Source organism: Bifidobacterium sp., from assembly GCF_051876855.1.
GTDB lineage: Bacteria > Actinomycetota > Actinomycetes > Actinomycetales > Bifidobacteriaceae > Bifidobacterium.
Genome location: NZ_JBJEIH010000099.1, coordinates 136 through 26710 on the forward strand (window position 1 = coordinate 136; position 26575 = coordinate 26710).

Here is a 26575-nt window from a genome sequence, read left to right on the forward strand (position 1 = left end):
CCCGTTGACATGACGGGGCGTTCACGGCGGAATCACCACGCCAGTCGGATTGCCGGTTCCACCCGTTGACATGACGGGGCGTTCACGGCGGAATCACCACGCCAGTCGGATTGCCGATTGCGCCCGCAGACGTGTCCGGGCGTTCCGCTCAGGCCGAAGCGGACTGAGCCGGTGATGGTTGTGCCCGTAGGCGTGCCGCGGCGTTCTGTTCTGGACGAGCGGACTGTACTTGTGACGGTCGAGCCCATAAACGAGTCGGGGCGGCGGACTGGGATCTACCGGGCGACCCGACGCGTCTGCCCGTAGGGCTGCCGATTGCGGCCGCGCCGACCCCCTGCGCAAGCGCCGACGATTGAACTAGCTGATTCAAGACGCCGCAACACCAGCGTCACGACCTGCGTTATCATTGACGTCAAACGTTTGACGTAATCGGGGGTCGGACACATTTCAAGGCACCCGTCCACGCCATGCGCGAAGGAGTACCGCGGCATCGGCCCTGAGGCATCCCTTCACACACTTCCGTCCGTACCGGCGCGAAAACCGCAAGCGCCCAAACCTGCGGCAACCAGCAAACACACCAGAAACCAGGAATCCGACCCAGATGGCATCACAACAGCACCAAGAGCAGAGCGCACCCGACAGCAGGCCACCAGCATCCGCGACCGAATCCGCGTCCGTGGCGAACCAATCGGCACCGGCAGCCCAATCCGCATCAGCAGCCCCGACCACCCAAGCGATTGACAAAAGCGACGCCGGCTACGCGAAAGACCTCAAACCGCGCCACATTCAGATGATCGCCATCGGCGGCTCGATCGGCACCGGCCTGTTCCTCGGCGCGGGCGGGCGTCTTGCCCAGGGCGGCGCCGGCCTGACCATCGCATACGCGGTGTGCGGCATTTTCGCGTTCCTCATGGTCCGCGCGCTCGGCGAACTGGCGATCCGCCGCCCGTCCTCCGGCGCGTTCGTGTCCTACGCGCGCGAATTCCTCGGCGAAAAAGGCGCATACATCACCGGCTGGCTGTTCTTCCTCGACTGGTCCACCACCGTCATGGCCGATATCACTGCGGTCGCGCTCTACTTCCACTACTGGCAGGCGTTCAAGGCCGTGCCGCAATGGGTGCTCGCCCTGTGCGCGCTCGCCGCGGTGTTCGCGCTGAACATGCTGAGTGTCAAGGCGTTCGGCGAGGCCGAATTCTGGTTCGCCGCCATCAAGGTGTTCACGATCCTCGCGTTCATGGCCATCGCGATCTGGGCGATCTTCACCGGAGCCCCGGTCGGGCAATACCACGCCGGCATGCACAACATCACCGACCACGGCGGATTCTTCCCCGAAGGCATCGCCCCGGTCTTCGCGCTGACCCTCGGCGTGGTCTTCGCGTTCGGCGGCACCGAGATGGTGGGCGTCGCGGCCGGCGAGGCGAAAGAAGCGCAGCAGGTGCTTCCGAAGGCCATCAATTCGATGATCGTGCGTATTTTCGGCTTCTACGTCGGCTCGGTCATTCTCATGGCCCTCGTGCTGCCGTACACCGCGTATTCGTCGAACGAATCACCGTTCGTCACCTTCTTCTCAGGCATCGGCATCCCCCACGCCGGCGACGTGATCCAAGTCGTCGTGCTGACCGCCGCGCTGTCGTCGCTCAACGCCGGCCTGTACGCGACCGGCCGCACGCTGCGTTCGCTGGCGATCGCGGGTTCCGGCCCGAAATTCGCCGCCCGCATGAACAAGAACCATATCCCCTACGGCGGCATCATCATCACGTCGGCACTCGGCCTGATCGGCGTGGTCCTCAACGCGGTACTGCCGTCCGACGCCTTCGACATCATCATGAATCTCGCCGGCATCGGCATCGCCGGTACATGGTCGTCAATTCTGGTGACCCATCTCGCGTTCCTCAAGCGCGTCAAGGCCGGCAAGGAGCAGCGGCCCGCCTACCGGATGCCGGGAGCGCCGTTCACGGATTATCTGGCGCTCGCGTTCTTCGCCATTGTGGTCATCTCGAATCTCACGAGCGCGTCCGGCAGGTGGACACTTGCGTTGTTCGCCGTCGTCGTGGTTGCGATGATTATCGGCTGGTACGCGGTGCGCGGGCGGATTGACGGCAGCCTGATGGACGAGATTCTCGACAATGACGAGGATGAGGATTCCATCGAGGAGCTCAGCGACGATTTCGCCGCCGCCTGACACAGCGAATCCGCGATATTCTCAATATTCACGGCACTCGCGATACTGGAATCGGCAACGGCCAAGCAACAAGCACAAGGAGACAGGATGCGCATTCATATCACGTACACTGGCGGCACCATCGGCATGATTGAATCCGACCACGGGCTCGTTCCCGGCGCCGACATGCGCGGATGGCTGCGCCGCCTGCTCGGGGAAAGCGACGAGTTACACGACGGGGATGTCACTTTCACCGAGCTTGACCCGCTGATCGACTCGTCGAACGCGACCCCCGACAACTGGCAGACGATGATCGACGACCTGTGGGCCCACCATGACGAGGCCGACGCGTTCGTCGTGCTGCACGGCACCGACACGATGAGTTACTCCGCCGCGGCGCTGTCCTACGCGCTCACCGATTTCGGCAAGCCGGTGATTTTCACCGGATCCCAGCATCCGCTCGGCAAGATCGAATCCGATGCGACCGCGAACGTGACCGGTGCGCTCAATGCGGCGTTGAGCGGCCACGCGAAAGGCGTCTCACTGTTCTTCGGGCATCACCTGTTCGCCGGCAACCGCGTGACGAAAGCCTCGAGCTGGGCGTTCGAAGGCTTCTGCTCACCATCTACCGGCACGCTCGCCTGCACGGGCACGCCGTGGCAATGGGAGTCTTTCGACAATCCGGGCGAGGGTTGGGCGAACCCGAAACCGTATGCACGGCATGATGTGGTGGTTATCGACACGGTTCCCGGCATGAGCGCCAAGCGGCTCGCCGCCATGCTCGACCCCCTGCCTGAAGCCGTATTGCTGCGCGCGTACGGCGTCGGGAACATCCCCAGCCTCGAGCCGGGGTTCGCGGACGTCATCGCGGACACTCTCAACGCCGGGGTCCCGGTGATTGTCGCTTCGCAATGCGAACAGGCGAATGTGCTGCTCGGTCGGTATGAGACCGGGGATGCCATTGCGAAAGCCGGCGCGGTCGGCACCGGCGATATGACGCTCGAAGCCGCGTACGCGAAGATCATCTTCCTGCTGTCGCAAGGTTTGGGTGGCGCCGAGCTGTCCGCATGGATGGGCCGCTCCATCGCTGGTGAAATCACCTTGGAAATCAACTGAGTACCCTCCCTCACCCCTGTTTCTACCGACACTGACATGCAGCTCATCGTCGGCAGAAGCAGGGACGCGGAACAGGCTCAGCGGAAAGCAGCAAGGCGGACGGAACGACGGCTGAACTTCAGGGAAATTCCGATATTTCCCGCTTGTCAATCATGTACTAGTAACGATTTCGCTCATACAATGGCGGTATGAGCGAAGATACAAAGACAAGAAAGACCGCAGCAACGACGACAGCGGCAACAGCAACAACCAAGACAGCATCGAGCACCCGCACCACCGCGACGCGCAAGCGCACGACACGACGCAAAACCGCAGCCGCCACCGCCAAGACCTCCGCGGCGACCTCGGCACGCACCGACGCAGCCGGATTCGGCCGCGTCGCTATCTATGACACCACCCCGCACGGCGAAACAACCCCGCGCGTCGAACTCGGCGAGCAATTCCATGTCAGCGCACAACTCGCCGCCGAACAAGGGCTCGTGCTCTCCGCCGCCGCAATCGTGCGCAATCCGCGCGGCAAGGAAACCCAGCGCCGCACCATGACCTGCACCAACCCCGGCCTGAGCCGCTGGGAAGCCGACGTGCAGGCCGGCGAGCCGAGCGACGCCCGTCCGTGGCAGTCCGGCTGGTCGGCGGTCAAACGCCAGCTGGGCGATTGGACGGTCAGCATCGAAGCGTGGCTTGACCCGTATGCCGCATGGCTCGAGCAGGCACGCAAGGCCGTCGACGCACGAGAAGACGTCGAGAACGCGCTCGACGCAGGCGCCACCCTGTTGCGCCGCTGGGCTTCGACCCGTGACGCGCACCTGACCGCCGGCGAGCGCAGCACACTGAAGAAAGCCGCCGATACGCTGGATGACCGCAAACTGTCGGTCGCCGAGCGCTTCGCCGCCGCCACAAATGACGACGTCACCGCCCTGCATGAGGCCAAGCCGCTGCGCGATGGCGTATCGGAAAGTGCTCCGCGGATGTTTCACGTGGAACGTCCGGGGTCCAGTTTCACCGCTTGGTATGATTTCTTCCCCCGTTCCGAAGGTGCCGTGGATGATGATGCGGCCGGTTTCACACGCCCCGGCACACTCGCCACTGCCGTGTCCGGTCTTGAACGCGCCGCTGCCGAAGGGTTCGACACGGTGTGTCTGCCGCCGATCAGCCCGATCGGCATGACCGGCCGTCGTGGCCGCAACGGCGTCGCCCATGCCGGCGTCCACGACCCGGGTTCCCCGTACGCTGTCGGCTCGGCTGACGGCGCGGCAGACAGTGTGGATCCGTCGCTCGGCACGATGGATGATGTCCGCGCGTTCACCGCGAAAGCCCATGACCTGGGTCTTGAAGTAGCGCTTGATGTGTCGTTGTTCGTGTCACCTGATAATCCTTGGATCGCCGGACGCCCGCAGTGGGTGCGCCGCAAGGCTGACGGCACGCCGGCAAATCCGCTCGACCCGCAATCGGAGCGCGAGGATATGATCCCGCTGGACTTCGATGCCGATCCGGACGGCATCGTCAAGGCGATCGTCCACACCTTGGACGTGTGGGTGAAAGCCGGAGTGACGGCGTTCCGCGCGGTCGAACCGTACCGCTGGCCGGCGCAGGCGTGGCAGCGGATCATCGAACAGACCCGGCACGCGCACCCGGAAGTGCTGTTCCTCGCTGAATCCTTCACCGCACCCGCGATGATGGGCGCGCTGAGCCGCGCCGGCTTCACCCAGTCGGACTGCTACTTCCCATGGCGCAACACCAAGCGCGAGCTTGAAGAGTACCTGTTCGAGGCGAACAGCGACGCCGCATACACCCAGCATGACACGTTCTGGCCGTCCACGCACCGCATTCTCACCGATTATCTGCGTGACAACGGCATCGCCGGCTACGCGATCCGCGCAGTGCTCGCAGCAATGGGCGTGCCGAGCTGGGGTATCGCCAGCGGCTACGAACTGGTGGAAAACAAGCAGCAGCCAGGCACACAGGCCCCTGAGAATCCCGAGGAATACGAAATCCGCGTGCGCGACTGGAGCGAGGCCGACAAGTACGGCACCGCCAAGCTGCTCACCTCGCTTAACGCGATTCGCAGGCGGCATCTGGCGGCCCGCAGCTACCACAATCTGACGATCCTGGACAGCTCGGATGCGAACATTCTCGCCTTTGCCCGCCACACGCCCGCCGAGCTGACCGCAGACGGCAAGCCGGACACGCTGATCGTGGTCGTGAACCTCGACGGCCATGAGGCTCATCAGTCTATGATCCGCCTCGACCCGGCCGCGTTCGGCCTGCCCGCCGGCGAGCCGTTCACCGTGGCCGACGAGCTGACCGGCCGTACCTTCACCTGGACGAACGACAACTATGTCTCGCTCGCCCCGTGGGCCGATGTCGCGCACGTGCTGAGCGTCAAGCAGTAGTTTTTCCCGAATCCCGATACTCGGTACTCTGCACAATCCACATCACGTGGCATACGTGCCGGGTACCGAGTATCCTGAATAACGGAAATCCTGTTGTCTATCAAGGAGATTCGAAATGGCAGAAACCTTCAATGTCGTCGTGGAGATTCCGCGCGGTTCCAAGAACAAGTATGAAGTGGACCATGAGACCGGTCGCGTCTTCCTGGATCGTACGCTGTTCACCGCCATGGGCTACCCGGATGACTACGGCTACATCGACGGCACGCTGGGCGAGGACGGCGATCCGCTGGACGCGCTCGTGATGATCCCGAATTCCGTGTTCCCGGGCTGCGTGGTCGAGTGCCGCGCTGTCGGCCTGTACCACATGGTCGACGAGGCCGGCGGCGACGACAAGGTGCTGTGCGTGCCTGCCGACGTGCGTTTCGACGACATCAAGGACATCGACGACGTCAATGAGTACCACAAGGCCGAAATCAAGCACTTCTTCGAGCAGTACAAGGCTCTGGAGCCGGGCAAGGAAGTCAAGCCGGGCGATTTCTGGGCCGGCGTGGACAAGGCCGAGGCCGAGATCAAGGCCGCGCGCGAACGTCTCGCCGCTTCCGAAGCCAAGTGACGCATACGCGCACGATTACGGGTTCGGCTTTCGGTTTGAAGCCCAAGGATCGATAGCGATCGCCTAGGCATCCGCCGAACCGAGCTGTGCACATATACGACATGAAAGGGCCGTCCTGATTGGGGCGGTCCTTTTCGTTTGCGAGGGCTGTATGGGCTGTATGGTCGCGTGCGCCGAGCGATCGGCTTTACCCGCGTTGCTTATGCGTCCGGTGTGCTCGGTTTCTTGGCGTTGCCCAGCGTGCCCGGCATTGCCCGCGGCTTGTCTTTCAGCGACGAGCGACTATACTGGAGCGGGTAATTTCGACATGCGAACAGATTCGTGGGAATTCAAAGCCGCCCTACGCCGGCAGTCGCCGTGTCGGACCGTAAGGCGTAGGCGGTTAGCCGTCGAGGCCCATCCGCACTGCGGATGAACCATGCACTGACTATGACATCAAGCACTTCTTTGGTTGGTATTCTTCTCATCGCGCTTTCCGTTTCGATGGACGCGTTCGCTGTGTCCATCGGCAAAGGCCTGACCGTGCGCCGGGTACGCCCGTTGGATGCGTTGAAAACCGCCCTATGGTTCGGCGGATTCCAAGCGCTGTTCCCGCTGCTCGGCTATCTGGTGGCGGGCACGTTCAGCGGGTATGTGACGGCGGTGGACCACTGGATCATCTTCGGATTGCTCGCGCTGATTGGCGGCAATATGATCCGCGAGGCGTTCGAGGAGGATGACGAGAACGCACGCGAAACACCGCAGTTCGATTGGCGGCACATGCTGCCGCTCGCCGTGGCGTGCAGCATCGACGCGTTCGCGATCGGGGTGAGTTTCGCGTTCATGAAGGTGAACATCCTGTGGTCGGTACTGATCATCGGCGTGGTGACCGGCGCGTTCTCCGCCGCCGGCCTGCATATCGGACACGCGTTCGGCGCCAGATGGCAGAAACCCGCGCAGATTGCGGGCGGCGTGATCCTGATCCTCATTGGCATCAAGGTGTTGCTCGAGCATCTCGGCGTCATCGCCTGGTAGGGCGGGTCAACGAAGGCAACATGAACGCGTCGTAGGGCACTGGTATAGCGCTGTATCCCAAGGTTCCCGGGTTCCTAGGCATCCGACCGATACCGCTCGACCGATACCTCCTGACCTATACCGCGCGCAGGAAGCGCGAAATCACGCTGTATCACCGCCTTCCTGCGACTTCAGGGCGCGGAAAGGCAAACAAAATGTGTGCCGAAAAAGTCAGCCCACAAATATCGGACCGTACTGGCACAGCAGCAATGCCAGCGTCGCGGCGAACGCCACCAGCCCAAGCAGCATCACCGGTAGCAGGGCAATCCCGACCCACGGGGCTGGTACGGCCGGATCCGGATCGAAATCCTTGAGCCAGAACCGCGAGGCGATCACCATCAGCACCATAAGCGCCAACGCAATCACACTCACCACAATGGCAGCCCAGGTTCCCGGCCCTGTGAACGACACGCAGGACGCCGAGACCACCACAAACAGCCAGCCGGGCATACTCGCCATCGCCACCACGCCGGTCAGGCTCTGCGACAGCGAGCGCAGCAGATCGGTGCGCTCTTTGCGCGCCATCTGGCGGGCGAAACCGATGACCGTGAACAGCGCAAGCAGCATGACATACACGCACGCCCAGTGAATCAGCGGGGTCGCGGCAATCGTCAGCGCGTCATTCGCGTTCAACGACGGGTACAGTGTCCCACTGCCGAGCGCGTTGAGAGCAAACACCAGCGAAATCAGACCTGCGAGCACGCCAAGCACACGATCAGTCCAAGTGCCGCGGAACGGCCAGAAAATCGTGAACGCCGCCATCGCCGCAATGCACAGAGGCACTTCAAGGAACAGGGCAAACGGACCGAGCAGGCTGGCACCGACAAGCAGCACAAGCGCGATAACCTGCACGGCGAGTACGCCACGGTACGGACGATGCGGGAGGGTGCTGTCGGGTTGTGTCTGCTCTACCATATCTATTCCTTCCGCCGACGGATGTTCCTGCCGTGGCACGGCGTCATGTGTCATCGTCATGCAACCGGGTGGCCCACAATGTTATGGGCATGTTACCGGCATGTGACGTCATGACGGAGTTCCTCACTCATTGTAGCCGCGCGCTTGCCCATTCTCCGCCATATGGAAGCACCGCCCTTGAATGTCCCGGTTGCCATAACATTACAGCTGTAAACTGTGTGAAAACCGTAATTCGACCGGAGGGCTGCAACATGACTGATTTGACGTTGATGACCTCTGCCAGTGACCCCGCATCCGTATTGCCGTCGCTCGCGCTGCTCTCTCACAGGGTGCGCGTGCTGCCGATGGATGCGGCGAGTCTGGTGAAGATGCCGGAAAGCACCGTCTTGTTCCTCGACGCGAGGGACGATCTCGCCACCGCGAAGACCCTGTGCCGGCTGATTCATGCCTCCGGTCTGTCCACGCCAATCGTGTTGATTCTCACCGAGGGCGGATTCACGGTTGTCAACTCGCAGTGGGGCATCGCCGACGTCGTCGTCGCCAACGCCTCCCCCGCCGAAGTCGAAGGCCGTTTGCGGCTGGTCACGGAACGCGGCAACATGCCGTCGGGCGTCCAGTCCAATGCGGTCGGGGCACAGGACACCGATGGGCTGATCCGTTGCGGCGACTTGGTCGTCGACACCAATGGATATACGGCAAGTCTGCACGGCCATCCGATTGATTTGGCCTACAAGGAATTCGAACTGCTCAAATATCTGGTCCAACACCCCGGACGTGTGTTCACCCGCGCGCAGCTGTTGCAGGAAGTGTGGGGGTACGACTATTACGGCGGCACGCGAACCGTGGACGTGCACGTGCGGCGTCTGCGCGCCAAGCTCGGCGGCGAATACGAGCATGTCATCGGTACGGTTCGCAACGTCGGCTACCGTTTCGACCCGCCGGAAGACGACAAGGACGACAGCGCCGCCCGCGCGAACGCTTCCCAAGGCTGATTTTGGGTCGATGCGAGCGATTCGGGTTGATTCAGGCAGATTCAAGCCGCCGTTGTGCGAGCCAATCCTCACACAGAACCCCCGACGCACCCCAATCAACCGATTGCAGCCACTCCAAACCGTCATCCTGTGAGCCAATCCTCACACAATGACATCCAAGACAGGTCAGCCAGCCGATTCCGACCATCTGAACCGTCATCCTGTGAGCCAAACCTCACACAACCACCCCTCCAATCACCCGACCAGCCAAACCTAACCGTGCATCCCGCCACTGTGCGAGTCAATCCTCACACAATGGCCCCAGACCCCCATCGCATCTTCCATCGGCACCACCCAAACCGTCGCCGTGTGAGCCAATCCTCACACAACGCCGCCACCGCCACCCCATCAACGTCCGCCGCATCAGCAATTCGCCATTGGCATACGACCCGTGGTTGGGCAGATGCCAACTGTGCCTTATCATGCGGGTATGGCCAGCGAAAGCAAACGACACCGCATCGAACGCATGCATGACGAGTACCGAATCCTATGCGAGGAGTTCCCCGCCCCGGCGTGCGCGCTGCATTTCACGAACCCTTTCGAACTGCTGACCGCGACGATCCTGAGCGCCCAGACCACAGACAAACGGGTGAATACGGTCACGCCCACGCTGTTCTCGCGCTACCCCGGACCGGCCGAACTTGCCGCCGCACGGGTGGAGGATGTCGAGGAAATCATCCGGCCATTGGGCTTTTTCCACGCCAAATCCCGCAATATCGTCGCGATGGCGCATGACGTGCACGAACGGTTCGGCGACACCGTCCCGCACACCATGGACGAGCTGACGTCACTGCCCGGTGTCGGGCGGAAAACCGCGAATGTGGTGCTCGGCAACGCGTTCGGCGTGCCGGGCTTCCCCGTCGACACGCATGTGATTCGTGTGACCGGCCGCCTACGCTGGCGTACCGACTGGCGGAGTGCACACCCCGACCCGGTGCATATCGAACGCGAAATCACCGCGTGCTTCCCGCCCGAGGAGTGGACCAATCTATCGCACAGGCTGATCCTGCACGGCCGGGCGACATGCCATGCACGCAAACCCGACTGCGCCGCCTGCCCCCTCAACGACACCTGTCCCAGCGCCGGCATCTTCGGGTGAACACAACACCGGCAGCAGATTTATCACAACGGTGACGGATGGAAAACCACCGAACAACGCCCGCCGTCAATCGAAGGGGGTATGCACGGGCAGCGCATCGGCGGGGTTCGCGGTAGACTCGAATCATGACGAAGAAGCAGCGGGGAGAGCTCAGACGGTGGATTGCGTTCAGCGCCATCGTCATCGCCCTGTTCGCGCTAATCATGCTCGGCAAGTCCATCGCGGAACGTAGCGGGGTTCTTGACGACACCGGGCTGATCGGCTCTGATTCAACCATCGACGTCGGCCTCATCGACGCCCCGAAATCATTGGATATCCGCACCGAACAAGGCACCGCCGTCGAACAGGCCTTGCTCGGCAACGTCTACGAAACGCTTATCGGACGCGATGAGAACAACAAACTCATCCCCTCGCTCGCCAATAGCTGGTCCACGTCCAAGGACGGGCGGACCGTAACCCTCCATCTGCGCGGCAACGCGACGTTTTCCAACGGTGACACGCTCGACGCCGACGATGTCGTCTGGTCGTTCAACCAGATCATCAGCAAGAAATACGTAGGATACGAGCGCCTCGGGTCCGTCGTCTCCGTGTCCGCAGACGACGCCAGCACAGTGGTGTTGACGCTGCGCGAGCCTGACGCGACATTGCTGCGAGCGTTGTCGGGACGCGCCGGCATCGTCTACGACAGCACAGCAGACCTCGATTACACCACGCAGGCGCTCGGTTCCGGGCCGTTCATCGTCGGGCGGACATATAAGCAGGGTTCCACCATCACCCTGCAACGCAACGATCGGTATTGGGACAGTAAGAAGGCGGCGAGCCCCCAAGTCACCTTGCACTACTATGGCGACGAATCTTCGCTGCTCGAAGCCGCTGCCGAAGGCAAAGTGGAGCTCGCGCTGCCGCTGGAGCATACCAGTATCGCGGATATCGGCAAACGCACCGGAATGAAAGCGGTCCAAGGTTCCAGCACATCCAAAGTGATGCTCGTCTTCAATTGCGGCACGGACTCCCCGATGTCGGATTTGCGCACCCGCCAATCGTTCCGCTATCTGATTGACACCGCCGCTGTGGCGTCCTCGGCGACGGACGCGAAACAGGCGCTCGGCGGCCCGATTGGCCCGCTGGAACCCGGCTACGAGGACCTGACGGGTCTCTACCCGCATGACCAGGCGAAGGCCGCGCAGATGCTCACCTATTATTCAACCAGGTATTTCGGCGATCTGACCTTCCTCGTACCCCAGGAATATCAGGCGCTCGGCGCGCAAATCAACGACTATCTCAAGCAGGGCACGTCGAATCTGACGGCTATCAATCCTGATATGCAGGTGGTCGATGACGCGACGCTGAGCCAACGGTTGAAGAGCGGCGATTTCAAGATTGCGCTGGTCTCGGTCGGTGGCACCGACAACGTGGACCTGTTCAACGGCGTGAACAACACCCTGCAATATCAGAACGGCGAGGCCCAGCAGGAATACCAGCAGGCGGTCGCATCGACGAACGCCACTGACTACGCCACGCAGATGGCAACGTTCGCGCGCACGGTCAGCCAGGACGCTGCCGCGGCGTGGCTGTACGAGCGGGGTATCAATATCGCGGTCAACCCGAAGCTGAGCGGGTACCCGGTGAATCTGACCGATGAAATCCTCCCGCTCAAGGATCTCGTGCTGAAGAAGCACTGACCGGCGTCCGGCGGTTGCCGGCGTCGGCATCGGTACCTGTCCGCTAACCGTAGCCCGTCGCAAGCCGTAGCCCGCCATCATCAACCGCAATCTACCGTCAACCGGAACCCCTCATTAGCCGCCGTTTGCCCGCAACCGGCGCGAGCCAAACGGAACCGGCGCGAAACCCGTCTTCCCGCCCGAAAGCACGCTCCCCTGTTGTCATAATCGCTCCCTAAACTAGCGGTTATGACTGATCAGGACAATACCATCACCGCGAACCTGACCCCGCTGCCTGACAAGGTCGGCGTCGACGGGCTCGAAGACAAGTGGCGCAAGACGTGGGACGAATCCGGCGTCTACAAATTCCGCAATACACGCGACCGCAAGGCCGTCTATTCGATCGATACCCCGCCGCCCACCGTGTCCGGCCATCTGCATGTCGGCCACGTGTTCTCCTACACGCACACCGATATCATCGCCCGGTTCAAGCGCATGCAGGGCTTCGACGTCTTCTATCCGATGGGCTGGGACGACAACGGCCTGCCAACCGAACGCCGCGTGCAGAACTATTACGGCGTGCGCGTGGACACGTCCCTGAAGTACGATCCTGATTTCAAGCCGCCATTCGAAGGCACCGACGGCAAGAAGATCAACGCGAAGGACCAGGTGCCGGTCAGCCGCAAGAACTTCATCGAACTGTGCGAGCGCCTCACCAAGGAGGACGAAAAGCAGTTCGAGGAGCTGTGGCGGTCGCTCGGCCTGTCAATCGACTGGTCGCAGACCTACCACACCATCGGCGAGCATCCGCAGCGCGTGGCCCAGAAGGCGTTCCTGCGCAATCTCGCTCGTGGCGAGGCCTACCAGAAGGACGCGCCGGGCCTGTGGGACGTGACCTTCCAGACCGCGGTCGCCCAGGCCGAGCTGGAAAGCCGCGAATACCCCGGCTTCTACCACAAGATCGCGTTCCGTTTCGAAGACGGCACCCCGATTTACATCGAGACCACCCGTCCGGAACTGCTCGCCGCGTGCGGCGCGCTCATCGCCAACCCGGAAGACGAGCGCTACAAGCAGTATTTCGGCCAGTACGTCTACTCCCCGCTGTTCAAGGTCAAGGTGCCGATTCTCGCGCATCCGGCGGCCGAAATGGACAAGGGCGCGGGCATCGCGATGTGCTGCACCTTCGGCGACGTGACCGACGTCGAATGGTGGCGTGACCTGAAACTGCCGACCCGCCCGATCATCCAGCGCAACGGCCGCATCATTATGAACGTGCCGGATTGGATCGAGGACCCGCAGGGCCGCGCAATCTTCGAGGAGACCGAAGGCAAGACCACGTTCTCCGCACGCAAGATCATCGTCGACCACCTGCGCGAATCCGGCGATATGGACGGTGAGCCGAAGCCCACCACCCGTATGACGAACTTCTACGAGAAGGGCGACAAGCCGCTCGAAATCGTCACCTCCCGCCAGTGGTACCTGAAGAACGGCGGCACCGATAAGAAGCTCAACGCCGAACTCATCGAGCGCGGCAACGAGCTGAACTTCCACCCAGACTTCATGCATGTGCGTTATGACAACTGGGTCAACGGGCTCAACGGCGACTGGCTGATTTCCCGCCAGCGCTTCTTCGGCGTGCCGTTCCCGCTGTGGTATCCGCTCGACGCCAACGGCGAGCCGGATTACGAGCATCCGCTCACTCCGCGCGAGGACCAGCTGCCGATTGACCCGACCAACGACGTGCCGGAAGGCTACGACGAGTCCCAGCGCGACCAGCCGAACGGCTTCACCGCCGAAAAGGACATCATGGACACGTGGGCAACCTCGTCCCTGACCCCGCAGATCGTGACCCATTGGGCCGAGCCGGGCGAGGAGAATGAGGCGCTGTTCAAGGCCACGTTCCCGATGGATTTGCGTCCGCAGGGCCAGGACATCATCCGCACCTGGCTGTTCAGCTCCATTGATCGCGCGCATCTTGAGAACCATTGCCTGCCGTGGGCGAACGCCACGCTGTCCGGCTGGATTCTCGACCCGGATCACAAGAAGATGTCGAAGTCCAAGGGCAACGTCGTCGTGCCGAACAAGCCGATCAAGCAGTTCGGCGCGGACGCCGTGCGCTATTGGGCCGCTTCCGCGCGCCTCGGTCTGGACGCCACGTATGACGAGGGGCAGATGAAGATCGGCCGCCGTCTGGCCATCAAGCTGCTCAACGCCACCAAGTTCGCGCTGGCCATCGGCCGCGAGGACGAGAACCATCATGTCGGCTCCCCTGCCATCGCGCATTGGAATCCGGCCGACGTGACCGAACCGCTGGACCGCGCGGTCATGGCGAAAATGGCGCTCGTGATCCGCCAGGCGACGAACGCGCTGAACTCCTACGAGCATTCGAAGGCGCTCGAAGTCATCGAAAGCTTCTTCTGGCAGTTCTGCGACGATTACATCGAACTCGTGAAGAACCGCGCATACGGCACGGCCGATTCGACGGGCAAGACCCCGAGCGAGGCGGCGGTCAAGTCCGCACGCACCACGCTGGGGCTGGGTCTGGATACCTTCGCCCGTCTGCTGGCCCCGTACCTGCCGTACGCGACCGAAGAGGTGTGGTCCTGGATGCACGCGGGCGAGGGCTCGGTGCACCGCGCTGCATGGCCGAAGCCGGAACCGTACGAGCAGGCCGCGTTCAAGGTCTCCCCGGACGTGCTCACCTATGCCGGCGAGGCGCTTGCCGCGCTGCGCAAGATCAAGTCCGAGGCGAAGGTCTCGATGAAGACGCCGATCCTGTCCGTCACGCTTGACGCGGTGGATGATGCGGCCGACTCCATCAAGTCCACGCTGGGCGACATCGCCGAGGCCGGACGCGTGGTCGGCAATATCACGCTGGTGCGCGCCGGCACTGCTATCAAGGCCGTGAAGCAGGCTGCAGCGGCTGCCAAGAGCGCTGCCGAGGACGCGAAGAATGAGGCCGATGCGGCAGTCGCCGTCATCGTCAAGGACAGCGAGCTCGGTGAGCCGCCCGCCAAGAAGCCGCGCAAGTAAGCGCTGACGCTTCCCACGTCCTTGCCCACAACTGGTTACGCTGAGCCCCCGCCCGGCGTAACCAGTTTGTATTTCTACCCAAACTAGCTACGTCAAGTGCCCCCCCTCAGCGTCACCAGTTTGGGTAGCATCACTAGGGTGGTGGGTTACTGATGGGTAGGGTTTGGCGGATCAGAGTTCGTCAGTGACCATCAGGAAGCGGGCGCCAACGGTGTGCGTGTTCACCGGGGTGACGACATCCCGCGACGCACCTTCACGTCCAATACGAGAGGCCTCAAGAGCCCCCACGGAGGACTGCGCGTCGGCAGGAGCCACAACCTTGACTTTGGCGGCACGCGCCTCGTCAATCGCCCGCTTCAACGCAGACGATGCAGACGCCCCGTCCGGCGCCAACGTATCTACGGCATTCTTGATGATTTCAGCTGCCGTTTCCACGGCCACCACATCATTGACCGTCGCCGACATATCCGCCTCGATACCATGCGATTGCCGCCCTGCGAGACCATACAACGCACGCGTGGATGCAAGTGGGGCAGCAGGCGCGGCACTACTGCCAGAGCCACCAGCGACACCGTCGGCAGAACCGTCAGCAGCCCCATCGCCAGCACGCTCCCCGACACACGACAAGGCATAAGCCGTCAAACCGTTCGCCGACACCGTCTTCCAATCCGCCGCTGCGCTTTTGGACGCCCCGGACGCATCGCCGGTGCCGGATTTGGCGACCAGCGCGGCCAGCGTGAGCAGCATCTTGCCCTGACCTTCACGGGCTTTCGCCGCCGCCATCGTATCCAATGCGGCCTGAACTTTCTGATTGTCGGCCTTTAGGTTCTTGTTCGAAGCGAATTCGTCGTTCGTCTGCTTAATCGCCTGCTGCGCATACGTAGATGCGCCCGACGCCGTACCTCCGGTCATCTTGCTCAGATGCCGCGTATACGCGTCGGTATAGGCCATCGAAAACGGGATCATCGCATCGTGCATCATCTTCTGGCCAGTCTTGAAATCCTTGGCCGCGCGCGAGGTCTGAGAAGCCGCCTGGCGTTTGAGGTCAGCCGCCAAACCAGTCGTTCCGCGCAATTCGATTTGCCGGATTGTGTCGTCAATTGCATCGGCCGCACCCTGATGTGCCCGCGCGGCGCTGCGATCATTGGTCGCATTGGAGATATCGGCGACAGCCCGCGCAACCGGGGTGTCGCTGTTCAATTCGCCCGCCGTGCCGAGCAACGCGCTCATCTGCGTACTGTCACCGATTGAGCCGCTCAAATGCCCGGTGTACGAGGTCACATACGCGGCCATGTAATCGTGGAAGGCCTGCTGGTACGCGGGGTCTGCTGCGGCGATAGCGCTTTTCGCCTTGTCACGTTCCGCGTCGCGCATCGCTTTGAGCCGGTTGAGTAGCTTGGTATCATGCTTGCCGCCACCGATGGCGATATCCGACAGATTGCTGGCCCGTGTGGCGAGCGCAGTCATGGATCGGCTAAATTCCGCGGTATCGGAAGCCTCGACCGCGGCGACAGCCAACGGGCTCATCGAGCAGTGCTTCGCGGTGAAGAAAAAGTCAAAGGATGTAGTATGCACGGGCCTGCCGACCGCGACGACCAGCATATCCGTGCCGTTTTGGGTGACGAGCGTGCCGCTGCTGCCGGTGATTTCGCTCGTGACTTTGGTCGGTACCGTGAACGCAATCACAGGAATCGTGGTGTTGGCGTAATCCGTGTCAGCAAGCGGATTCGGGGCTACGGTCACGTGCAGGCCGACCAGGCCGTTCGCCCCGCTGACCGCCGACGAATCGACATTCGGCCCGTTGAGGCTGTAACGCACATGCACGGTCCAAGGCATCGCTTTGAGGCCGCTGCTGACTCGGGTCAGGGTATTGGCCGCCGTGCCCGTAGCCTGTTCCTTGCCGCCCACCGTTTGCGCGACAGGCTCGCCGTCCGCACTGACCCCGTAATCGATAACCGTGCCGGACTGGTCAATTTGAAAATCGTTGGCGATATACAGTTCGCCGGAGATCGTTCCCGCGTGCAGAATGCCGAACACATCCTGCGTTTTCGTGGCCACAGCGGTTCCGGAGGGATACTCCGCCTCACGCGCGGGTGCCGCTCCCCCGGATGCTATGGCGAGGGTTATCGCGCATGATACCGTCATGCCGCACACCCTGCCTGCAATCCGCCCAGGATGCCTTCCACGCCTTGTGCCGCGGGTCACCATCATCAGTGTCGTCTGCTCCTTATTCCGTGGTATCGACTCAGATTCATGCCTCCGTCATGTCCGGATTTGTCGGCCGTGTCGAACCTCACACTCATGCGAATACATCCAGCACGCCGGGATCCCCGCCGGCGTCGGCGATGCGCTGATGACGTTTCTTGGCTTCTGTGACCACGAATTCCCGATACATTTCCGCGATTTCCGGATCAAGCCCGGCTTCCTGTGCTACCCTGTGGAGTCGCTTGATCTGAGCGTCCTCGCGCTTCCAATCAGCCGGCGCGAATCCCGCCTGCGCCTTGAGCACACCCACTTCGGACGTGAATTTGAACCGTTCCGCGAGCAGCGAGACGATGGCCGTGTCCACATTGTCAATCGACTGGCGCAACGCCTTGATTTTGCGCACAGCCTGTGCGACTTCCGGATGCTCCTGCGCCTGCGCGGCATCAATGGTCGTATCCTGCCAATCACCATGTTCGGAATCGTTCATAATGTATAAGATTATCAGCCTTGTTATACCAAGGACTGGCGGGCACACCAGGCCGGCGCGAAACCGAGCGCCGCGGGCGCCACCAAGCCGGTACGAACCGGTATCTCGAGTACCCCCAGCCGCCGATTCACCACTACGCTGATGGCGGACCGTCATGGGACGATCCGCCATCAGCAAAGTCAGCTATACCGCCGGCCAACAACATCAGCCTTGCAGTCTGGCACCCGTACCGCCGATTGAGCGGCGGGTAAGGCTCAGTTCGAGGACGAGCCCGCGCCCGACTGCTGGACCAGCGCCTTGAGGAAGTCGCGGTTGCTGGGTGTCTTCTTGAGACGCGGCACCAGCGCCTGATACGCCTGCTCGGGCTCGAGCCCGCCGAACAGCCGGCGCAGACGGTAGATAATCGGCAGTTCCTGCGGCGAAGTGATGAGCTCCTCGCGGCGAGTGCCGGACGCGTTGATGTCCACGGCCGGGAACATGCGCTTGTCCGCCAGATCGCGGCTCAGACGCAGCTCCATATTGCCGGTGCCCTTGAACTCCTCGAAAATCACCTCGTCCATCTTCGAGCCGGTTTCCACCAGCGCGGTTGAGATGATGGTCAGAGAGCCGCCGTTTTCAATGTTGCGTGCGGCGCCGAAGAACTTCTTCGGCGGGTACAGCGCCTGTGCGTCCACGCCGCCGGACAAAATGCGGCCCGACGCCGGAGCGGCGATGTTGTATGCGCGGGCGAGACGGGTCATGGAATCCAGCAGCACGACGACGTCCTGACCAAGTTCGACCAGACGCTTCGCACGCTCGATTGCCAGTTCGGCGACCATCGTATGGTCGGTCGCCGGACGGTCGAAGGTCGAGGAGATGACTTCGCCCTGCACGGTACGTTCCATATCCGTGACCTCTTCAGGACGTTCGTCCACGAGCACGACCATAAGATGGACTTCCGGGTTGTTCACGGTGATTGCGTTCGCGATGGCCTGCAAAGTGATGGTCTTGCCAGCCTTCGGCGGGGAGACGATCAGACCGCGCTGGCCCTTGCCGATGGGGGCGACCAAGTCGATAATCCGCCCGATGAGCTTGTTCGGCGTGGTTTCCTGACGAAGCCTCTCCTGCGGATACAGCGGGGTGAGCTTGGCGAACTGCGGGCGGTTCGCAGCCTCGTCGACACTCATGCCATTGATGCTGCTGATCGCCTGGAGCGGCACGAATTTCTGCCGCTGGTTGCGACGGTCGCCTTCACGCGGGGTGCGGATGGTGCCTTGCACGGCATCGCCCTTGCGCAGGCCGTACTTCTTGACCTGTCCCATGGAAACGTACACGTCGTTCGGGCCGGGCAGATAGCCGGAAGTTCGAATGAATGCGTACGAATCCAGCACGTCGACGATGCCTGCGACCGGGACGAGCTCGTCATTCTGCTCCTCGCCGCGGCGGTCGTCGAGATCACGACCGCGCAGACGACGATTGCCGTTCCTGCGGTCATTGCGATCATTACGTTCAGAACGGTCCCCGCGATCGGAGCGGTCATTGCGATCATTTCTGTCGTTACGCTCGACGCGGTCATTGCGGCCAGATCCGCGACGACGTCCGAATGCACGGTCGTCACCGGCGTGTTCCTCGTTCTTCTGCGCAGGCAGGCTCGCGAGAATGTCGTCGAGATCGCGCACGGCTTCTTCTTCGCGCTCCTGCACGCTCGAATCCGCACGGCCGCCGCGACGATGGATTTCACCGCGCTCATTGACGCGCTCATTGCCGCGATGACGCGTGCGCATACCTTCGCTGCTGTCCAGATCAAGCTGGTCAAGCAGAGACGATCCCGTCGGTTCCCCGCCACGACGATGGGCGCGGCGCTCATGCACGCGCGGCATCTGCAACTCGCCTTCCATCGGGGAAATCGCTTCAGTATGCGCGATTGGAGGGACGCGCAAGGGCCTGCGATTGGCGCGGGCCGCCGGCTGTTCGGATGCGGACTCGGCCGCGGGCTTGGACTGCGGCTCGGATGCTGGCTTGGAAGCCGATGCGGAATCAGACGCAGATGCCGCAGACTGCGGTTTCGTTTGCGATTGCGGTTGTTCCGGGGCAGAAGCGGCCTTCTTCACCGGCTTCGGCACACGTACCGTGACGCCGGCCGGGGCTTGCCCTCCACTACGAGCCGCCTGCAACGTTGCGAGCAGCTGGGGCTTACGCATGGTCGACGTACCGCGCAGGCCCATCTGCTTGGCAAGCTCCCTGAGCTCAGGCAGCTTCATATCCTCAAGATTTTGGCTCATTGCCTAATGTTGCCTTTCTGTGGCTTCTACCGACGCTTCGCCGGCGAGCTGTATGACAAGATGCGGAAAAAACCGCGATGAAACGTTCGATTATCACGGTCTTCAGACCCAACCGAACTTCATTTACTGTACAACGGAGCTGCGACCGGCGCAACACACCGCCCGCGGCGACATATCGACCGCTATGCGCCGCCCGCCGCCAGACAGCCCCGACGATACAGAACAGCCCGCCGACCCGATGGCGGGAGGGCGGGCTGAGACGGCACTCGCGACGCGCCGCTACTTCTGCTCGTGATAGGACTTATCGGTGTTCACCGACCACACGTTCTTCTTCGAGGTCTTGCCGGTCTTGATGTTGTTGACCGCCTCGATAGCCGTGGCCATGGAATGATCCATGTTGTTGTAGCGGTGCTGGCCGTTGCGACCCACGCAATACAGGTTGCCGAAGGAATCAAGGTATTCGACGAGCTCCGGCATCTGCGCGTACGTGTCGAAATACGCGGGGTAGGCCTTCTTGACGCGTTCACGATGCGAATCCAGCACGTCCTGGGGGCCGTTGATCACGCGCATGCGGGTCATTTCCTCGATGGCGAACTTCGTGGCCTCCTCATCGGTCATATTCCAGAAATCGTCGCCTTCCTTGCAGAAGTATTCAAGACCGATCCACACGGTGTCGTCGACATCCTTGACGAGGTACGGGCTCCAGTTGTTGAATACCTGGATGCGGCCGACCTTGTAGCCCGGATCCTGCACGTAAATCCAGCAATCCGGCACAATCGGCGGGTTGCCGAGCGTGGGGATGTCGGTGGTGTTCTTCAGGCGAAGATGCTTGACCAAGAGGCCAACGGTCACGAAATCGCGGTACGGCAGGCCGTTGGCGATTTCGGTGATATCCTTCGGGGCCGGCTTGTCCGACTCGTCCACCGCGTTAATGAGATCCTTGACCGGCATGGAGGAGATGAACTGGTCGGCCTTGAGCTCGGTGCGGTTGCCCGCATGGTCGACATAGACAACCGAGGCGATCTTGCCGCCTTCCTGGCGCACTTCGACGACCTTGGCATCGGTGATGACCTTCGCTCCGGCCTGCTCGCAATTGTGCTCGACCGTCTCCCACAGCTGGCCGGGACCGTACTTCGGGTACCAGAACTCTTCGATCAGCGAGGTTTCGACCTCTTTCGAATCGCGCTTCTTCGGCAAGAGCTTCTGGAACGCGTTCTTCAGCACGCCCATGATGCTCAGGCCCTTGACACGCTGCGAACCCCAATCCGCGGAAATCTGGCTGGGGTGACGGCCCCACAGCTTCTCCGTGTAGCCTTCGAAGAACATCGAATAGAGTTTGCGGCCGAAACGGTTGATGTAGAAGTTCTCCAGATTCGTTTCCGGCAGCTTGTGGAACACGGACTTCAAATAGCTGAACCCTGCCACCATGGTGAGCTTGAAGCCCATGGCCTTGAGCGTATTGGCTGACAGGGAAATCGGGTAGTCGAAGAAATGATGGTTCCAGAAGATACGGGAGACGCGGTGGCGCTTGAGCATCACCTTGTCTTCCTTCTCCGGATCCGGGCCGCCCGGCTCCAGATCGTGATGGCGGCCGAGTTTCTTGTCGTCATAGGAAGGGGCGCCCTGGAGCGGCAGCACCTCCTTCCACCAATCCATGATGCGGTCGTCCTTCGAGAAGAAGCGGTGACCGCCGATATCCATGCGGTTGCCGTTATGCTTCACGGTACGTGAGATGCCGCCGAATTCACCGGTCTCCTCGAGCACTGTCACGTCGTACTGCTCGGCGCCGCCCTTCTTCACCAGTTCCCACGCGGCAGTAAGACCGGCGGGACCGCCGCCGATAATCACGACAGACTGCTTCTGTGCCACAATGACCTCCTGAACAACACAACAAATCAGTGAAACTTTACATGATTCGGCGCATCATGGACGCCGAAGCCGAAAAAATACACGAATAAACCGTATGTCATGCTAACACTCCCCACCACCAAAGGGTGGGGAGTCTCGCAAACCGTGTCAAGTCAACGAATCCGGGATATCGATATCCGTTTTCTGGACTTCCTCGACATTCACGTCCTTGAACGTGACAATCCGCACGCTTTTCACGAAACGGGAGGAACGATAGACATCCCACACCCACGCATCCGTCAGCTGCACGTCGAAATACACGTCCTGCCCGGCGGAACGCACGTTGAAATCGACTTTGTTCGCCAGGTAGAAACGACGTTCCGTCTCAACGACGTAGGTGAACAGCTTGATGACGTCACGATACTCCCGGTACAGGGCGAGTTCGGCGTCGGTCTCGTAATTGTCAAGATCTTCCGCGCTCATGCGTCCTCCTCCGTCCTGCGCTCGCGCCTGCGGCCGATGGTACGCCACCACGCCTGCTTCGAGGGCTGACGGTCATGCGAGCTGTGCGGCCAGTTCTCCTCGCCATCCAGCGTGTGGTGGCCGGGGGCGCTTGCCGATGCTTGGCTTTGGTCGGCGTCAGCTTGCCCGGCATGGTCGGTGGTAGGCCGGTTGTCTCCCGAGATGCCCGGCGCGGCATCGCCTGCGGACGTGCCGACCCCTTCAATTGCGCCGTCCGTCTGGCCGTTCGTGTCGTTGCCGACTTGATCGACGCCATCGCGATGTGTCTGGTCGCCCTCGTCGCCCGCATGCGACGCATGGTCGCCGCCATCCGCCGGATGCTCGCGCTTGCGAATCGCCAACGAATGCTCGCGCGCGCACAGCGCCTCTTTGACACCCGGATTGTCTTCGAACACATGCATGCCGAAGACTTCCAGCGAGTGGATCGGATCGTATTCGTCGGTCAGCATATCCATGACGATCAGATCCTGATACTTGTTGTTCTCCGCGTCCCACAGCGCGTCACGCGACGTGCCCGAGGGAATGAAGCCGAGGGACTGGTACACGGACAGCGAACGCGTGTTCTTCTCCGGCACAGCGACCCAGATGCGGTGCATACCAAGGCCGGCAGGCCTCGGAGCGAAACCGAAGGTCATGACACGAGGCATCGCGTCGCGCGAATAGCCGCGGCCACGGTAATCCTTGCCGAGCACGACCTGGATTCTGGCGGAACGCGACCATCCATCGATATCGATGAGGAAGATCATGCCGATGACGTTGTCCGTCGCCTGTGCGTCAACGATGCCATCGCCGTCACGATCGGCATCGGTCAGAATCGCCCATGCGATGGTGGGACGCGATTCGGGATCTGCAACCCCTGAGTCCACGGACGCGCGGCCCTCGGCCCATGCGACGGAACGACGCACCCACGCGTTGACCGCCGCGCGTTCGGATTCGCGGTCCTTTCCGGTAATTCCGGATGCATTGTAAAACGCGTCAAGCTGATCGAGACGCCCCAAATCCTCGATGTTCGCCGGACGCAGATGAACCATCTCCCCGCGAATTTCGGGAATGGTGATGCGGGCGGGCAGTTCGCGGCGATCTTCGCCGCTGACCGCACTATTGACTGCACTGCTGACCGTGCCGTCTACTGTGCTGTCCGCCACTGACTGTGTTTGTTCAGACATTCGCTTTCATCCTCATAAGCGTTACCAATACGGTCCTATTCTACCGAGTCGGGTAACAAGTTGCAGGATTTCGCACAGACCTGTACGGAACATCCGAATACGCGCCCCAACGCCCCTCCCACCTTCTGCCGACGGTGAGCGGCCCGTCAGTGTCGGCAGAAACAGAACCACAACCTTCTACCGACGGTGAGAAACCCATCAGCGTCGGCAAAACCCTCTACCGACACTCGGCCACCCGCCAGCGTCGGCAGAAACAGGGGACTTAGGAATGAGACAGCCCCACAGGGCGTTGGCTCTGTGGGGCTGTCGTTGGTGATGCCGGACGGCTGCACTCATTGAGCGCAGCCACTCAGCGCACTCAACGCAATCAGTCTGCCCGATTCGCTCAGTGCAGCTTCTTCATGACCAATCCGCTGACCGCCTTAGCGTCAGCCTGGCCCTTGGTCGCGCGCATCACGGCACCGATGATCGCTCCCATCGGCTTCATGTTGCCGCTCTTGAGCTTCTCGACGATGTCGGGGTTGTCGGCGAGCGCCTTGTCCACCGCGGCTTCGAGCGCGCCCGTGTCCTGGACGACCTCATAGCCGTGCTTCTTGACGACCTCGTCCGGGGTGCCTTCGCCGGCGAGCACGCCGGAGACGGTCTTCTTCGCGAGCTTGTCGTTGAGCTTGCCGGAAGCGATGAGCTTCTCGACTTCGGCGACATCGGCCGGGGTGATCGGCAGTTCCTCGAGCGAAACGCCCTTGGCGTTCGCTTCACGCGACAGCTCGCCGAGCCACCACTTCTTCGCACCGGAAGCGGTTGCGCCGGCCTTGACGGTGTCCTCGATCAGGTCGAGCGCGTCGGCGTTGATGACGTCACGCATCTCGAGATCGGAGAACTTCCACTCGCCCTGCAGGCGGTTGCGGCGTTCACGCGGCATCTCCGGCATATCCTTGGCGATGCGATCGATATGCTCCTTGGTGATGTGCAGCATCACCAGGTCAGGATCCGGGAAGTAGCGGTAATCGTCGGCGTCTGTCTTGAGACGGCCGCCGGCGGTGGTCTGCGAAGCCTCATCCCAGTGGCGGGTCTCCTGCAGCACCTCACCGCCGTCGCTGAGCAGCGCGGCTTGACGGCGGATTTCGTAGACGATGGTCTTCTCGATGCCACGGAAGGAATTCACGTTCTTCGTTTCCGAACGCGTACCCAACGGGTCGGTGGGCTTGTTGCGCAGCGACACGTTGACGTCGGCACGCATATTGCCCTGCTCCATGCGGGCGTGGGAAATACCCAGCGCGCGCACGATATCGCGCAGCGTACGCATGTAGGCTCCTGCGATTTCCGCGGCGCGCTCACCCGCACCCTCGATCGGCTTGGTGACGATCTCGATAAGCGGGACGCCGGCGCGGTTGTAGTCGACGAGCGAATGGTCGGCGCCTTCGATACGGCCGTCGGCACCACCCACGTGGGTGTTCTTGCCGGCGTCGTCCTCGATGTGCGCGCGTTCGATCGGCACGCGGAAAATCGAGCCGTCGTCCAGTTCAACATCCAGGTAGCCGTTGCCGTTGGTCGGCTTGTCATACTGCGAGATCTGATAGTCGCGCGGCATATCCGGGTAGAAGTAGTTCTTGCGGGCGAACTGGCTCCATTCGGCGATTTCGCAGTGCAGGGCGAGGCCCAGCTTGATGGCGAAATCGACGGCGGTCTCGTTGATCACCGGCAGGCTTCCCGGCAGGCCGAGGCTCACCGGGGTCAGCTGGGTGTTCGGTTCGCCGCCGAACTCGATGTGTGCCGGGCAGAACAGCTTGGTGTTCGTGCACAGCTCGACGTGGGTCTCCAAGCCGATCACCGGGTCGAACCGCTTGACGGCTTCAGAGAATTTCATCAGTTTTTCAGCCATTTGTCTTCGTCCTCCGGTTTCAGGCGTTCAGCCACGGCGTGGCCATCTTCGTGAGGATATTGCCGCCCCACTGCTCTTCCAAAGCCGCTTCCAATGCGGCGGCGGGCTTGTACATGGCCTCGTCGTGACGCTGCGGCGCGAAGAACTGGAAGCCGACCGGCATGCCGTTGTCCGACAGGCCGCACGGGATGGACATGGCAGGCACGCCGGCCATGTTCGCAGGGATGGTCGCCACATCGCCCAGGTACATGGACAGCGGGTCGCTGGTCTTCTCGCCGAAGTGGAACGCGGTGCTCGGAGCGGTCGGGGACACGAGCACGTCAACCTGTTCGAAGGCCTTGTTGAAGTCGTCGATCACCAGGGTGCGCACCTTCTGCGCGGAACCGTACCAGGCGTCGTAATATCCGGCGGACAGCGCATACGTGCCGAGGATGATACGGCGCTTGACCTCGTCGCCGAACCCGGCTTCACGCGTGTAGGCCATCATGTTGGCGGAGGTCTGCGGCACACCGGCGGGCGGCATGACGCGCAGACCGTAACGCATGCCATCGTAGCGGGCCAGGTTGGAGCTGACTTCGGACGGCATGATGATGTAGTACGCGCCCAGCGAATACGGCAGATGCGGGAGACTGACTTCCTTGACTTCTGCGCCCATGGATTCCAGCAGCTTGACCGCTTCGTTGAATCGGGCGGCAACACCGGCTTCAAAGCCTTCGCCACCGATTTCCTTGATCAGGCCGACGCGCACGCCCTTCAGGTCACGCTTCAGGCCTTCGCGGGCGGCCGCTGCGACCGGCGGGACCGGAGCAGGGATGGACGTGGAATCACGGCGGTCATTGCCACCGATGACCTCGTGCAGCAGCGCGGTGTCCAGCACGGTACGGCCGCACGGGCCGATCTGGTCGAGCGAGGACGCCATGGCGATGGCGCCGTAGCGGCTCACACCGCCGTAGGTGGGCTTGACGCCCACGGTTCCGGTGAATGCGCCCGGCTGGCGGATGGAACCGCCGGTATCAGTGCCGAGGGCGAGCGGCGCTTCATAGGAGCCGACCGCGGACGCGGAGCCGCCGCCGGAACCGCCCGGAACGCGGGTCGCATCCCACGGGTTGTGGGTGTTGCCGAACGCGGA

18 protein-coding genes are annotated in these 26575 nt (G+C 62.1%); 9 read left to right on the forward strand and 9 right to left on the reverse strand.

Going from position 1 to position 26575, the window contains the following annotated elements; translation table 11 throughout:
- The first annotated feature begins 601 nt into the window (after window positions 1-601).
- The 5 genes from ACI38B_RS06615 to ACI38B_RS06635 all read left to right on the forward strand — a co-directional run bounded on the left by ACI38B_RS06615 (window position 602) and on the right by ACI38B_RS06635 (window position 7297).
- Window positions 602-2182, forward strand: coding sequence for an amino acid permease (locus tag ACI38B_RS06615; protein WP_439730059.1), 1581 nt, complete (start codon window positions 602-604; stop codon window positions 2180-2182).
- 87 nt (window positions 2183-2269) lie between these two features.
- Window positions 2270-3277, forward strand: coding sequence for an asparaginase (locus ACI38B_RS06620; RefSeq protein ID WP_439730060.1), 1008 nt, complete (start codon window positions 2270-2272; stop codon window positions 3275-3277).
- Between the two features lie 188 nt (window positions 3278-3465).
- Window positions 3466-5670: a maltotransferase domain-containing protein gene (locus ACI38B_RS06625; protein ID WP_439730061.1), complete on the forward strand. Its 2205-nt coding sequence runs from the start codon at window positions 3466-3468 to the stop codon at window positions 5668-5670.
- Between the two features lie 115 nt (window positions 5671-5785).
- Complete coding sequence (locus ACI38B_RS06630; RefSeq protein ID WP_015451087.1) at window positions 5786-6283, forward strand: inorganic diphosphatase; 498 nt, start codon at window positions 5786-5788, stop codon at window positions 6281-6283.
- A gap of 429 nt (window positions 6284-6712) precedes the next feature.
- Window positions 6713-7297: a manganese efflux pump MntP gene (locus ACI38B_RS06635; RefSeq protein WP_339562657.1), complete on the forward strand. Its 585-nt coding sequence runs from the start codon at window positions 6713-6715 to the stop codon at window positions 7295-7297.
- A gap of 210 nt (window positions 7298-7507) precedes the next feature.
- Here ACI38B_RS06635 and ACI38B_RS06640 read toward each other — a convergent pair whose 3' ends face one another.
- Window positions 7508-8251, reverse strand: a complete 744-nt coding sequence (locus ACI38B_RS06640; protein ID WP_439730062.1) for a hypothetical protein — start codon at window positions 8249-8251, stop codon at window positions 7508-7510.
- 251 nt (window positions 8252-8502) lie between these two features.
- Between ACI38B_RS06640 and ACI38B_RS06645 the strand changes: the two genes are divergently transcribed.
- From ACI38B_RS06645 to valS, 4 genes are all read left to right on the forward strand, one after another.
- Entirely contained in the window at window positions 8503-9243 is a 741-nt protein-coding gene (locus tag ACI38B_RS06645) for a winged helix-turn-helix transcriptional regulator (protein WP_029575737.1), read from the forward strand.
- Window positions 9244-9712: 469 nt separating this feature from the next.
- Window positions 9713-10381 carry an endonuclease III gene (nth, locus tag ACI38B_RS06650; protein ID WP_439730063.1) on the forward strand — a complete coding sequence of 223 codons (669 nt, stop codon included), beginning with the start codon at window positions 9713-9715 and terminating at the stop codon, window positions 10379-10381.
- A 125-nt stretch (window positions 10382-10506) separates the two neighbouring features.
- Entirely contained in the window at window positions 10507-12063 is a 1557-nt protein-coding gene (locus ACI38B_RS06655) for an ABC transporter substrate-binding protein (protein ID WP_439730064.1), read from the forward strand.
- 228 nt (window positions 12064-12291) lie between these two features.
- Window positions 12292-15075 (forward strand): valine--tRNA ligase, encoded by a 2784-nt coding sequence (valS, locus tag ACI38B_RS06660; RefSeq protein ID WP_439730065.1) that lies wholly within the window; start codon window positions 12292-12294, stop codon window positions 15073-15075.
- A 171-nt stretch (window positions 15076-15246) separates the two neighbouring features.
- Here valS and ACI38B_RS06665 read toward each other — a convergent pair whose 3' ends face one another.
- From ACI38B_RS06665 to ACI38B_RS06700, 8 genes are all read right to left on the reverse strand, one after another.
- A complete protein-coding gene (locus tag ACI38B_RS06665) occupies window positions 15247-17220 on the reverse strand; it encodes a hypothetical protein (RefSeq protein ID WP_439730066.1) in 1974 nt (657 codons plus the stop codon).
- Between the two features lie 154 nt (window positions 17221-17374).
- Window positions 17375-17767 (reverse strand): chorismate mutase, encoded by a 393-nt coding sequence (locus ACI38B_RS06670; protein ID WP_439730067.1) that lies wholly within the window; start codon window positions 17765-17767, stop codon window positions 17375-17377.
- A gap of 254 nt (window positions 17768-18021) precedes the next feature.
- Window positions 18022-20028: a transcription termination factor Rho gene (gene rho / locus ACI38B_RS06675; RefSeq protein WP_439730068.1), complete on the reverse strand. Its 2007-nt coding sequence runs from the start codon at window positions 20026-20028 to the stop codon at window positions 18022-18024.
- A gap of 279 nt (window positions 20029-20307) precedes the next feature.
- The gene (locus ACI38B_RS06680) at window positions 20308-21897 is read right to left on the reverse strand and encodes an NAD(P)/FAD-dependent oxidoreductase (protein ID WP_439730069.1); all 1590 of its coding nucleotides are present in this window, start codon (window positions 21895-21897) and stop codon (window positions 20308-20310) included.
- Window positions 21898-22044: 147 nt separating this feature from the next.
- Window positions 22045-22359: a DUF2469 domain-containing protein gene (locus tag ACI38B_RS06685; RefSeq protein WP_015451098.1), complete on the reverse strand. Its 315-nt coding sequence runs from the start codon at window positions 22357-22359 to the stop codon at window positions 22045-22047.
- Window positions 22356-23429 (reverse strand): GNAT family N-acetyltransferase, encoded by a 1074-nt coding sequence (locus tag ACI38B_RS06690; protein ID WP_439730071.1) that lies wholly within the window; start codon window positions 23427-23429, stop codon window positions 22356-22358. Before ACI38B_RS06690 ends, ACI38B_RS06685 begins: the two co-directional genes overlap by 4 nt.
- Window positions 23430-23949: 520 nt before the next feature.
- Window positions 23950-25446 carry an Asp-tRNA(Asn)/Glu-tRNA(Gln) amidotransferase subunit GatB gene (gatB, locus tag ACI38B_RS06695; RefSeq protein ID WP_404440152.1) on the reverse strand — a complete coding sequence of 499 codons (1497 nt, stop codon included), beginning with the start codon at window positions 25444-25446 and terminating at the stop codon, window positions 23950-23952.
- Between the two features lie 19 nt (window positions 25447-25465).
- Window positions 25466-26575, reverse strand: a 1110-nt coding sequence (locus ACI38B_RS06700; RefSeq protein ID WP_439730070.1) for an amidase family protein, incomplete at its 5' end; no start/stop codon positions are given.

Coding starts and splice junctions, on each gene's coding strand:
- ACI38B_RS06615 (WP_439730059.1), top strand. CDS start 602: ATGGCATCACAACAGCACCAAGAGCAGAGCGCACCCGACAGCAGGCCA.
- ACI38B_RS06620 (WP_439730060.1), top strand. CDS start 2,270: ATGCGCATTCATATCACGTACACTGGCGGCACCATCGGCATGATTGAA.
- ACI38B_RS06625 (WP_439730061.1), top strand. CDS start 3,466: ATGAGCGAAGATACAAAGACAAGAAAGACCGCAGCAACGACGACAGCG.
- ACI38B_RS06630 (WP_015451087.1), top strand. CDS start 5,786: ATGGCAGAAACCTTCAATGTCGTCGTGGAGATTCCGCGCGGTTCCAAG.
- ACI38B_RS06635 (WP_339562657.1), top strand. CDS start 6,713: ATGACATCAAGCACTTCTTTGGTTGGTATTCTTCTCATCGCGCTTTCC.
- ACI38B_RS06640 (WP_439730062.1), bottom strand. CDS start 8,251: ATGGTAGAGCAGACACAACCCGACAGCACCCTCCCGCATCGTCCGTAC.
- ACI38B_RS06645 (WP_029575737.1), top strand. CDS start 8,503: ATGACTGATTTGACGTTGATGACCTCTGCCAGTGACCCCGCATCCGTA.
- nth (WP_439730063.1), top strand. CDS start 9,713: ATGGCCAGCGAAAGCAAACGACACCGCATCGAACGCATGCATGACGAG.
- ACI38B_RS06655 (WP_439730064.1), top strand. CDS start 10,507: ATGACGAAGAAGCAGCGGGGAGAGCTCAGACGGTGGATTGCGTTCAGC.
- valS (WP_439730065.1), top strand. CDS start 12,292: ATGACTGATCAGGACAATACCATCACCGCGAACCTGACCCCGCTGCCT.
- ACI38B_RS06665 (WP_439730066.1), bottom strand. CDS start 17,220: ATGACGGTATCATGCGCGATAACCCTCGCCATAGCATCCGGGGGAGCG.
- ACI38B_RS06670 (WP_439730067.1), bottom strand. CDS start 17,767: ATGAACGATTCCGAACATGGTGATTGGCAGGATACGACCATTGATGCC.
- rho (WP_439730068.1), bottom strand. CDS start 20,028: ATGAGCCAAAATCTTGAGGATATGAAGCTGCCTGAGCTCAGGGAGCTT.
- ACI38B_RS06685 (WP_015451098.1), bottom strand. CDS start 22,359: ATGAGCGCGGAAGATCTTGACAATTACGAGACCGACGCCGAACTCGCC.
- ACI38B_RS06690 (WP_439730071.1), bottom strand. CDS start 23,429: ATGGTTCATCTGCGTCCGGCGAACATCGAGGATTTGGGGCGTCTCGAT.
- gatB (WP_404440152.1), bottom strand. CDS start 25,446: ATGGCTGAAAAACTGATGAAATTCTCTGAAGCCGTCAAGCGGTTCGAC.